Origin of the sequence: Gordonia sp. DT219 (assembly GCF_049847065.1) — a bacterium.
Lineage (GTDB): Bacteria > Actinomycetota > Actinomycetes > Mycobacteriales > Mycobacteriaceae > Gordonia.
This window is the reverse complement of record NZ_JBNCNR010000035.1, coordinates 16686-28469: the sequence shown is the minus strand read 5'-3', so window position 1 is coordinate 28469 and position 11784 is coordinate 16686. Positions and strand designations below refer to the sequence as shown.

General features: G+C 67.9%; 8 protein-coding genes and 2 pseudogenes. 5 read left to right on the top strand and 5 right to left on the bottom strand.

Going from position 1 to position 11784, the window contains the following annotated elements; genetic code table 11:
• The 3 genes and pseudogenes from ACPXB3_RS21315 to ACPXB3_RS21305 all read right to left on the bottom strand — a co-directional run.
• Positions 1–428 (bottom strand): annotated as a pseudogene (locus ACPXB3_RS21315) (hypothetical protein); the annotation flags it as partial.
• A gap of 6 nt (positions 429–434) precedes the next feature.
• Positions 435–3695 (bottom strand): toxin glutamine deamidase domain-containing protein, encoded by a 3261-nt coding sequence (locus ACPXB3_RS21310; protein ID WP_425729498.1) that lies wholly within the window; start codon positions 3693–3695, stop codon positions 435–437.
• Positions 3696–3719: 24 nt separating this feature from the next.
• Positions 3720–3998: a hypothetical protein gene (locus ACPXB3_RS21305; protein ID WP_425729496.1), complete on the bottom strand. Its 279-nt coding sequence runs from the start codon at positions 3996–3998 to the stop codon at positions 3720–3722.
• Positions 3999–4106: 108 nt separating this feature from the next.
• Here ACPXB3_RS21305 and ACPXB3_RS21300 point away from each other — a divergent pair, with 108 nt between their 5' ends.
• The 5 genes from ACPXB3_RS21300 (at position 4107) to ACPXB3_RS21280 (ending at position 10097) form a co-directional block, all read left to right on the top strand.
• Positions 4107–4526: a YbaB/EbfC family nucleoid-associated protein gene (locus ACPXB3_RS21300; protein ID WP_425706972.1), complete on the top strand. Its 420-nt coding sequence runs from the start codon at positions 4107–4109 to the stop codon at positions 4524–4526.
• Positions 4527–4617: 91 nt separating this feature from the next.
• Complete coding sequence (locus ACPXB3_RS21295) at positions 4618–6276, top strand: NCS1 family nucleobase:cation symporter-1 (RefSeq protein ID WP_425729494.1); 1659 nt, start codon at positions 4618–4620, stop codon at positions 6274–6276.
• Between the two features lie 59 nt (positions 6277–6335).
• On the top strand, positions 6336–7064 hold the full coding sequence (locus ACPXB3_RS21290; RefSeq protein WP_425729492.1) for an aspartate/glutamate racemase family protein: 729 nt from the start codon (positions 6336–6338) through the stop codon (positions 7062–7064).
• Positions 7065–7117: 53 nt separating this feature from the next.
• A complete protein-coding gene (locus ACPXB3_RS21285; protein ID WP_425706969.1) occupies positions 7118–7675 on the top strand; it encodes a sigma-70 family RNA polymerase sigma factor in 558 nt (185 codons plus the stop codon).
• 181 nt (positions 7676–7856) lie between these two features.
• Positions 7857–10097 carry a heavy metal translocating P-type ATPase gene (locus ACPXB3_RS21280; protein ID WP_425706977.1) on the top strand — a complete coding sequence of 747 codons (2241 nt, stop codon included), beginning with the start codon at positions 7857–7859 and terminating at the stop codon, positions 10095–10097.
• Between the two features lie 350 nt (positions 10098–10447).
• Here ACPXB3_RS21280 and ACPXB3_RS21275 read toward each other — a convergent pair.
• Positions 10448–10547, bottom strand: a pseudogene (locus ACPXB3_RS21275) (zf-HC2 domain-containing protein); the annotation flags it as partial.
• A 74-nt stretch (positions 10548–10621) separates the two neighbouring features.
• On the bottom strand, positions 10622–11784 hold a 1163-nt coding region (locus tag ACPXB3_RS21270), incomplete at its 5' end, for a cytochrome c oxidase assembly protein (protein ID WP_425729490.1).

Here is an 11784-nt window from a genome sequence, read left to right as displayed (position 1 = left end):
GACGGCTCCGACAGCCCCAAAAACATCGCCGCCGCCCGATCCTGCACCTGCCCCGCCGTCGCCATCGACGCCTCAAACCCCGCCGCCACATCACCACACACCACATGCACCACACCCCGCACCGGCACCCGATCCACCACCAACACCAACGCATCAAACAACCACAAAGGAACCGGAAAATCACGACGAAACTCCCGCACTCGCCGTTTAAGACGCTTCATATCTTGCATTGAGATTCCCGCCGGCCGATCAAGAATCTCCTCGCCACTCAGCCATGCCGCGTGTGTGCCAGCTCGGTGACCAGGACTGAAATGATCAACTGTCATATACCGATCCCACGGCCCCTCCGACAAGCTTCCGGTGGCATTCACCGCAATCTCCGCGAGTTCCGAACCCAAATCGCGTAACAGATCTTCCAACGCAGCCATCTACTGTCACCTTTCTCCCTCTGCTTCAGCAATCAGCGCCAGAATTTGCTTCTTGAAGTACTGGCGCTTGTACTGCTGCGATGAATCGTTACTGAAGTCTTTATCGAATTTGACTTTCCTGAGAAGAACATTCGACTTTGCCGAGTAAGCCAGACCACCGATGGAAATCATATCCGGTCGCTGCCCCACAGCCGGTGCTTCCAGATCAATCTCCACCTCCACCCGCGCCCCGTACCGGGCGAAATCAGACCACTCGTTTTCCATCACCCGATACGGCACCATATTGAAATGCCCATCCTGGGCGAACATGTTGCGCAACCCCTGGGCCAACACGAACCGGAACCCGAACACATGCCCACCCTGATCACCCTCGAACACCTCCTGCACACCCTGCCCCGACGCAGCAATCCGCTGCGCGGACACCTCCGCCGACGGCCGATCCACCCGATCAAACACCTCACCGATCACCACCTTGCCACCCACCGGCACCTCCAACCCGTTCTCCCCGACCGCCGTGATCAACGTCAACTCGTTACCACCGACACCCGTCGTCGTCTCGAACACCCGATGCTCCGGATACACCGGATGGGTACCCACCGGATATTCCACCTCACGCTCATGCCGCGCCACCTCCCGAAAATCAGGATGCTCCCTACCCAACCCCGCCGGATCGAGCCTCGGCTCGATACGCGCAGTCCACTCCTCGAACACTTTCTCCCGGACCGGCGTCCCCTCAGCACCCACCCCCAGATCCGGGCGATCGATCACACCGACCGGCTCACCACGCCCCGGGTCCAACCACCGTGACCGCGGACCCGCACCGACCTCACCCACCTCGAACGCCGCATGCAAACCCGCCTCCCCCACCAACGGGTGCACCGCAGAGCCATCAGGGTGGAAGTAGCCCGCAACCACCACACCGACGTTCTGTTCACCCCAATGCGGCGGCCACCCCAACCGCGCACCAGTGATCGGATCCACCAGATGCACCACCCCACCGTCATTCACCGCCACATAGGCGTGACCCCCCAACCCCTCCCCATCAGCAGCCCACCGCGACGCGATCAGCGCCTGCGCACCATCACCCAAACCGAGCAACGTGTCATGGATACCGCCATACGACTCCGCACCCGCCTCCGAACCGACCGCCTCAAACAAATCCCGCGCCGGAATCCCCCTCGCGGTCGGCTCATGCGGCAACACGAACTCCCCGCCCGTCGTCTCCGACAGATAATCGACGACGTCAGCAGCACACGTCTCCTCACCCGACTCCGGTACGTAACGCTCCCCGCCGGCGGCATGGCCACCAGATGCCACACCGGCGCCACCGAACTGCGAGCCGGAGACATCCCCACCCGCAGGACCGTCATCCTCGCCCGCCGGAGTGGCCACCGGCTCACCCGCAACACGCGGCGACCGCGCACCACCAGCATCCGACACCCCCGCCCGACCAGGTTCCGGGGCCGCCCGCCGCGGCTCCGGTGTCTCCCGATTCGGCGCCTCGCGACTCGGCGCCTCGCGATTCGGTGCCTGTTGTTGTGCAGCATCATCTTTCGATGCCGCAGCGGAGTCCCGCGCCAGCGCCGCACCGCCGTCGGCGCGAGCGGGTTGGGCGGCTGTGTCCGACGGCTGCGGCCGGCTCGGTGGCGCGCCGGACACCGGGTCGACGCCCGACCCGCGGCTGCCGCCCGGGATTTCGCCGGTCGTCGGCGTCGGGCCCGCCGGGTCATCGGAGCCCGGCGTGTCCGGCGGCCTCGGGTCCACCGGCCCCGGACCCGGTGCCGGATCGTCACCGGCCAGATGCGTCACCATCGGCTCACTGCGGCCGGGATCGATCACCGGAGTACCGCGGGAGCCTTCCGGTACCGGTGCCCCGCCGGCGGTGCCGTCCGGCCGCGCCACAGGCGTCACCGCGGAATCGGCGATCCGGGTCACCGGAATGCCCGCACCCCCACCCAAACGCGCACCATCGGACACCGACGTCACCGAAGCAGTCGGACGCGCCGACGGCTCGGGCCGCGGCGCCGCCACCGCGGCCGCACGGGCCTCACCCGCCGTCGCCGCACCACCCGACGTCGCCGCAACTCCCGCCCCACCCGGCTCGACACCCCGCCCACCCACACCCGAATCCGCGGCACGCCCACCGACCTCACCACCGGCCGGCAACCCATGCCCGCCATCCGCCCCACCAGCAGTGGCCCCGGTTCCGGCCGCAGTCGTCGCCGACTCCGAGGGCACCCCACCAGCGCCGACACCGTCGGCCCGGTGAATCTCGGCCATCAGATCCGGCGACAACTCACCCTCGGCAAGTCCGGAACCCGCCGGCGCGTCGGCAACAGCAGGCACGTCAGAAGCGGCCGGCTCACCAGAAGCACCGGACTCATTCCCGTGCAGCGACCGGCCCAGCGCGTCGACACCACCGAAGACCAGCCCCGCCCCCACCGCCGACCCCACATCGACATGACCGGTCGTGATCTCCTGCGCCCCAACCATTCCCACAGTATTGGCCGCCACACCCTGCACATAATTGCGGGCCACATTGTCCACACCCGGGGCGACCCGCCCCAAACCTCCCGCCACACCACCGGCGAGCACACCGGTGATCGCCGCCGATTCGGCATCAGCACCCACCCGGCCCCAATCGACCCCGTGCCGCGTGCCCTCAAGATTCTGGATGCCCTGAACACCCAGGTCCATGCCGACCGAGATCGCGGTGTTCATCGCCGCGCCGAGCACCATGTTGAAAGCCATGTCGGCGATCACCCGCGCGACCTGTTCGCTGACAATGCGGCCCACCGTCTCCACCACCAGCCGCGTGATCGCCGCGCGCGTCGCCGCGATCGCGACCGTCACCTCCGCCGGCGCCGACCAGTTGAACCACGCCGTCGCCAACAACATGACGATCGTCGCCGCCAACACCACCAAGTTCGCGATATACATTTCCTTGGTGAACTCGACCTCGGTACCCATGCTCTCCAGGCCGTCGGCCAACGACCGCACCTGCGACACCAACGCCTGAATCGACGCCTCCCCCGACGTCAGCGACGCATACTCGGTCTCCAACGCATCCCGCGTACTACCCTCGATGTTGTCGAGTGCCGTCGAGATCGCCGTACGCGTCGACGACAACGATTCCGACTCCAGACCGTCGGCCACCTCACGGAACTGCTGCGCCAACCGGCGCAACGCATCCTCGTCACCGTCGGGGAACTCCTCCCCCATCTTGTCGCCGAGCCACGTCAACCAGCCCGGCAACCCGATCGTCACCGCCGCCCCCCGCGACCCGCGCGATCACCCACCAAAACCCTGATCAGCCCGCGTCACCGACCCGGCGATCCGCGTCACCGCCTCACCCTCGTCACCCAACTTGGTCGCCATATTCGACAAGTTGGTCAGCACCTGATCGAGGTCGGGCACGAACTTCGACGAAAACGAACTCCCCAACTTGTCCTCACCCCACGGATGCCCACCACCGTCCAACCCCGACGCCTGCCCCGACACACTGCTCGCCGCCTCGTCGAACCGATCGGCCGCATCAGAAAACTCCGGCCGCATCCAAAAATCGGACATTCTTCCCCCACAGTCGAATTCACACCCGCCAACTGATTACCGAAGCTAACACATCGACCAGACCCCAGCAGTTCCCCCTGCCGCGCCGCGCCGGGCACAATGGCCGACATGGGTTCACCACTGGACTTCGAATCGATCCTCGACGACATCGCGGGCAGCGTTCATCGGTTCCGCAACGAGACCGCCGCGATCACCGAACGTCTCCGAGCGCTCACCGCCGACGCGTGGTCGGCCGACGAGTACGTCCACATCTGGGTGAACGCCCGTGGCGTGGTCATCGAGACCGAGATCGACCTCGACGATCTGGACACCGTCACTCCCGACGAGCTGGCCGCATCGATCACCGAGGCCACGCAGAAGGCGGCGCGTGCGGTCGCGGCGAAGGCCACCCGGCTGCAGGACCAGCTCTGGGAGCACGCCACCAAAGACGGTCCGCGCATCGACGGTCTCGAGCAGTTCCGCGGGATCGAACCCGAGGTGTCGCTTGCGCCACCCGATTCCGAGGAGCGCCGCCACCGCACCACGTGATGGCCGCCCAGAATATATCCGCCGATTAATCGCCGGGTAACAAATCGTTCTTAGGTTGTTCCTCAACACTTTCCTGTGAGGAGCATCATCCATGGCCACATCAACCGACTCCGCGGGGGCGCAGACGCATCACAGCGCCGCCGGCGCGAGCGTCATCAAACCCGGCTACGACCCATCTCTGACCAACGAGGATCTCGCTCCGCTCAAAGAGCAGAACTGGTCCTGGTACAACATCTTCGCCTTCTGGATGTCCGACGTGCACAGCGTCGGCGGATATGTGTTCGCGGGCAGCCTCTTTGCTCTCGGTATCGCGGCCTGGCAGGTGCTGATCGCGTTGCTCGTCGGCATCGTGGCGGTCAACCTGCTGTGCAATCTGGTCGCCAAACCCTCGCAGAAGGCCGGGGTGCCGTACCCGGTGACCACCCGAATCTGCTTCGGCGTCAAGGGCGCCAACATCCCGGCGATCATCCGCGGGGTGATCGCGGTGGTGTGGTACGGCATCCAGACCTACCTCGCCTCGGTCGCATTCGGCTTGCTGGCGTTGAAGTTCTGGCCGTCACTGGCACAGTACGGCGAGGACGGCTCACACTTCTTCCTCGGCCTGTCCCCGGTCGGTTGGGGCGGCTTCATCCTGATGTGGGTGTTGCAGGCCATCGTGTTCTGGAACGGCATGGACACCATCCGCAAATTCATCGACTTCTGCGGTCCCGCAGTCTATGTCGTGATGATCGCACTGGCCGCCTACCTCATCGTCAAGGCCGGGTGGAGCAACGTGCACTTCGATCTGTCCGAGGGATCGGGGACCACCGGCTGGGGGTCGATCACCGCGATGATCAGCGCCTTCGCCCTGGTGGTGTCGTATTTCTCGGGTCCGATGCTCAACTTCGGCGACTTCTCCCGCTACGGCCGGACATTCGGTGAGGTGAAGAAGGGCAACTTCCTGGGCCTGCCGGTGAACTTCTTGTTCTTCTCGATCCTGGTGGTGTGCACCGTATCTGCCGGGGCGACCGTCATCGGCCGCGACGCCGACGGCAAGATCGTCACCGACCCGGTCCACATCGTCGACCACATCGACAACACCACCGCCGCAGTGCTCGGCGTGCTCACCTTCGCCATCGCCACCATCGGCATCAACATCGTCGCGAACTTCGTCTCCCCCGCCTTCGACTTCTCCAACGTGGCGCCGACCAAGGTCACCTGGCGGATGGGCGGCATGATCGCGGCGGTCGGCTCGGTGCTGATCACCCCGTGGAATCTGTTCAACAATCCCAGCGCGATCCACTACACGATGGACACGCTCGGCGCGGTGATCGGCCCGCTGTTCGGCATCCTCATCGCCGACTTCTACCTCGTCAAGAAGCAGCGGATCGTCGTCGACGACCTGTTCACCCGTGAACCGCGGGGCACCTACTTCTACCGCAACGGCTGGAATCCGGTCGCGGTGATCTCGGTGATCCTCGCCTCGATCCTGCCGATCTCGTTCGTCATCTGGGGCACCGCCTACGAGGCCAGCTTCACCTGGTTCATGGGCGCGGGTGCCGGACTGATCATCTACTACACCGGAATGCGCTTGGCGCCCAACGAGTTCGTGTACGGGCGTGCGACTGCGCCGGCCGAGGTGACCGCGCACTCCACCACCGACATCTCCGTCGCCGCCGACGGCACGACAAGCGTCGACGGCGAACCGACCACCGTGTCGGCCGGCGACGGCGAGAACGACGGCGGCACCGCGTCGCTCACCACGGCGTGAGGTGAGGCGAATGCGAAGCCGATCGGCAGCGGGATCGGACGAGAGGTGAGCGCGCCGCCATGAGGCTGGTCGTCATCAACCCGAACACCACCGCCGCGATGACCGCGATGATCTCCGACGCCGCCCGTTCCGTCGCGCGGGCCGACGCCGAGATCGTCGCGGTCACCGCCGCGATGGGCCCGGAATCGATCGAGAGCCATTACGACGAGGCGCTCGCGGTCCCCGGGGTGCTCGACGCGATCGCCACCCATCCCGGCGCCGACGGCTACCTGCTGGCCTGCTTCGGCGATCCCGGGCTCGACGCCGCCCGCGAACTCGCGCACGCCCCGGTCCTGGGAATCGCCGAGGCCGGCATGCATCTGGCCGCACCCCTGGGCCGCGGGTTCTCCGTCGTCACCACGCTCTCGCGCACGATCGGACACGCCCGCGACCTCGTCGACCACTACGGTTTCGCCGTCCAGTGCCTCGGCATCCACGCCTGCGAGATACCGGTGCTCGAACTCGACTCGCGTCCCGACGCCGCCGACATCCTCGCCAAGGCGTGCGTACAGGCACTGGCCGACGACCGCTCCGACGCCATCCTCCTCGGCTGTGCCGGGATGGCCGATCTGGCGCAACAGGTTTCGGCCCAGATCGGCGCGCCCGTCATCGACGGCGTCGCCGCCGGTGTCGGAATGCTCTCGGCGATGGCGGCGATGGGGCTGCGTACCGGCACCTCCTCCGGCGAGTTCGCGTCACCGCCACCCAAGCGCTACACCGGCGTGCTGCGCGACTGGGGCGTGTCCTAGCCCCCCGGGGTGGGCATCGCCGCCGCAACGGCCGACCCGATAGGGTGAGCGGCATGGAATGCCCGTCCGACGCCGAGCTGACGCGCGCCGCGCTGCTCGCCGCGACGGGCGACCGGGCAGCGCTGACGGCGTTCATCCGCGCCACCCAGAAGGACGTATGGCGGTTCATCGCCCATCTCGGGCATGCCTCGACCGCCGACGATCTCACCCAGGAAACCTATCTCCGGGCCATGAAGAGCATCTCCCGGTTCCGGGCCGAGGCCAGCGCGAAGACATGGCTGCTGTCGATCGCGCGACGCGTGTGCGCCGACGAGGTACGCCACGACCGGTCCCGCCCGCGGATCAGTTCCGGGGTGGACTGGGTGTCGGCGGCCGACGCCACCCGCATCACCCGCTCCCGGTGGGAGGACCTCGTCGAGGTGAACCTCCTGCTCGAAGGCCTGCCCGCCGAGCGCCGCGAGGCACTGGTGCTCACCTCGATCCTCGGGCTCTCGTATCAGGAGGCCGCCGACGTCACCGGCTGCCCGGTCGGTACCGTCCGATCCCGGGTCGCCCGCGCCCGCGAATCACTGATCGCCGCCTCGACGACGCACCACCGCCGCTCGGTCTGAGCCGCCCGATCCCCGATTGTGACGCAGCCCACCTGATCAGGCGGGAACTCGACGGCCCCGCCGACCGACCTATCCTCGGAGGACGAGTGTGTTGTGGCCCGGGACGCCGTCGGAGATCGCGTCGGCGGGCCGAGAGATCGAGGATGATGTGACCACCCTGCATGACGCGGCGACCGACACGATGCCCGATGCCGATGCCGCCACCGAGCAACAGCGGCGCCAACTCGACGTCACCGGCATGACCTGCGGTGCCTGCGCGGCGCGTGTGGAACGCAAGCTCAACAAGGTCGACGGGGTGCGCGCCTCGGTCAACTACGCGACCCGGGTGGCCACGGTCGACGCATCGCCTCAGATCAGCACCGAGGAACTGTGTTCGGTCGTCGACAAGGCCGGCTACGGCGCGACCCCGCGCTCCGAGGTGCCCACCGAGATCCCCGACACCGACGCCGACGACGCGAAGCGCCTGTTCCGGCGTCTGGCCGTCGCGGTGGTGCTGTTCGTCCCGCTGGCCGACATGTCGATCGTGTTCGCGGTGGTGCCGGCCACCCGCTTCACCGGCTGGCAGTGGCTGCTGCTCGCGATGGCCGCGCCGATCCTCACCTGGTGTGCGTGGCCGTTCTACCGGGTCGCGGCCAAGAACCTGCGCACCGGCGCGGCCACCATGGAAACCCTGGTCACGCTGGGAGTGCTGGCAGCCACCGGCTGGTCGCTGTACTCGATGTTCACCACCGACCCCGATGCGGCGGCCACCCACGGCGTGTGGGACGCGATCTGGAGCAGCGACTCGATCTATCTCGAGGTCGCCACCGGCGTCACGGTCCTCGTCCTCGCCGGCCGCTACTTCGAGGCGCGTGCCCGTTCACGGGCCGGCGGGGCGTTGCGGGCGCTGGCCGCGATCGGCGCGAAAGACGTTGCGGTACTTCTTGCCGACGGACGCGAGATGCGGATCCCGGCCGAGGAACTCAAAGAACAGCAGCGCTTCGTCGTCCGCCCGGGTGAGACGGTCGGCACCGACGGCCTCGTCATCGACGGCAGTGCGGCCATCGACATGAGCGCGATGACCGGCGAATCCCGGCCGGTCGACGTCACCCCGGGCGAGGCGGTCATCGGCGGCACCACCGTGCTCAACGGGCGGCTGATCGTCGAGGCTGCCGCGGTCGGCGCCGACACCGCCTTCGCCGGGATGATGCGGCTGGTCGAGCAGGCGCAATCGGGCAAGGCGCGCGCGCAGCGGCTGGCCGACCGAATCGCCGGGGTGTTCGTCCCGGTCGTCGTCGCCCTCGCGCTGGTGACCCTGGCTGCCTGGCTGCTCGCCGGAGAACCGGCCGACCGCGCGGTGTCGGCCGCGCTGGCCGTGCTGATCATCGCCTGCCCGTGCGCGTTGGGCCTCGCGACCCCGATCGCGGTGATGGTGGCGACCGGCCGGGGCGCACAACTCGGCATCTTCCTGAAGGGATATCAGACCCTCGACACCTCACGTCTGATCGACACCGTCGTCTTCGACAAGACCGGCACCGTGACCGAGGGCTCACTGTCGGTCGAATCCGTCCATGCGGCAGCAGGATTCGACGCCGATGAGGTTCTCGCGCTGGCTGCCGCGGTGGAGGCCGCCTCCGAACACGCGGTCGGCACCGCGATCGCCGCCGCCGTCGACGAGGACCGGCGCGCGCAGGTGAGCGACTTCCATGTCGAACCCGGACGCGGCGTCGGCGGGGTGGTCGGCTCGCAGACGGTGCGGGTCGGGTCGCCGCGGTGGGCCGCGCATTCGCTCGTGGTCCCCACCGAACTGGCCCGTGCGCGCCGCGATGCGCAGACGCAGGGCAAGACCGTCGTGTACGTCATCATCGACGACGAGCCCGCCGCCGCGATCGCGGTCGCCGACTCCGTCAAGCCGTCGGCGGCACCGGCGATCGCGGCGTTGCAGGCGGCCGGGCTGCGCACGATCCTGCTCACCGGTGACAACGAGGGCGCCGCCCGGGCCGTCGCCGAGGCGGTGGGCGTCGACGACGTCATCGCCGAGGTACTCCCGGATCAAAAGGTCGAGACCCTGCGCCGGCTGCAGGACGACGGCCACTCGGTGGCGATGGTCGGCGACGGCATCAACGACGGCCCCGCCCTCGCGACCGCCGACCTCGGGCTGGCCATCGGACGCGGCACCGACGTCGCGATCGGCGCCGCCGACGTGATCCTGGTCCGCGACGACCTGCGTGCAGTACCCGCCGCCCTCAGTCTGGCCGGCGCCACGCAGCGCACCATCCGGACGAACCTCGTGTGGGCCTTCGGCTACAACGTCGCCGCAATCCCGATCGCGGCGCTCGGCGTGCTCAACCCGCTGATCGCCGGCGCCGCGATGGCCCTGTCATCGCTGTTCGTCGTCACCAACAGTCTGCGGCTGCAGCATTTCGGCGACGCCCGCCGCTGAGCCGCCGCCACTGGGACCGTCATCGGGCGGCTACTGCCGCGCGCGCACCGTGACCCCGACGGTCGCGGCGACGGCAAGCGCGAACAGGCAGATCATCGTCACCGATCCGTGCGTCACCACCACGCCCACCGCCGATGCCCCCGCGACGAAGGCGCACACCGCCGCAAGCGCCCACCACATACGTGAGGACTTCTCGGCTCTGTTCTCGACAACAGGTCCGCCGTCGCCGGCCGCGGCGATCATCCGGTCGACGAGGTCGGGTGCGGTGTCGGCCCGCACCACCCGCATCGGTTCACCGATCTCGGGAAAGGTGAACAGCTGCAGCGCCTGATACCACTGCGCACATTCGGCGCACCCGGCGAGGTGTTCGTCGACCCGGGCCGACGGCACGGTCTCACGCTCTCCGTCGACACGTGCCGACAGCGCCTCTCGCGCGACCTCACACCGCATATGTCGATTGTCCCCGTTCCGGTCAAGTCGGCGATCGGCGAGGCCTACCCCGCCAACCACGCGAACGCCCGAACTCAGCGCCGCGATCGGGTGAGTTCTTCGAGCATCTTGTTGTAGTCGTCGAGTTCGGTGTCCTCGTAGGTCTCCGCATGCCGGTCGGCGCGACGGGCATCGCGCCGGTCGGATTTGGCCCACTGCGTGACGATCGCCACCACCACGAGAACCACCGGCACCTCACTGGCCCCCCAGGCGATCGCACCGCCCGTCCACTGGTCGGCGAGAAGGTCGGTGACCCACGGCAAATGGACCTCACTGTAGAACTTCTCGGCGATCACCGACGACTTCGTCATCAACGCGATCCCGAAGAACGCGTGAAAAGGCATGACCGCGAACAACAATCCGATGCGTGCCAGGTATGGGATACGACGCGGGCCCGGGTCGATGCCGATGATCACCCAGTAGAAGAGGTAGCCGACGACGATGAAGTGGATCGTCAGCAGCTCGTGACCCCAGTGGTAGCGGGTGAAGGTGGCGAAGATGGCGGTGAAGTACACCGCATACAACGACAACACGAACAGCAGCAGTGCGACCACCGGACTCGACAGCACCCGGGTCACCTTCGAATGCAAAGACCACAACAACCATTCCCGCGGGCCGGGCGGGCGGGCAGAGCCGGCGGTCGGCAACGCACGCAGGGCGAGGGTCGCCGGGGCACCGAGTACCAGGAGCACGGGCACGAACATGTTGAGCGCCATGTGTTCTGCCATGTGCGCACTGAACATCGCCGACCCGTAGGCGCGCACCCCCGACCCGGTGACGACGACAGCGCACAGACAACCCAGCATCCAAGAAAGGGTGCGGCCCCACGGCCACTCGTCGCCGCGGCGGCGCAAGCGCCACACCCCGAGACCGTAGAGCGCCGCGACGACGATGAACGCGGTCCCGATGAGAAAGTCGAAGCGCCAGAACGTGGCCAGCCGTAGCGCAGTCGGCGGACCGGGCAGTTCGTAGCCGAGGAAGACGTCCCACGCGGTGAATGGATGCGCGAGCAGGCGCGGGGCCACCCGGGTGTCCATGACCGCCCAGCACGCGAAGACCACGACCATCGCTGCGACACCGATCAGCTCGGCACGCCAGATCCGGTCGCGGGGGGGGGCCGGGCGCCCCCCCCCCCCCCCCCCACGCCCCGCCCCCCCCCCCCCCCCCCCCCCCACCCCCCCGGCACGCCCCGCGACCG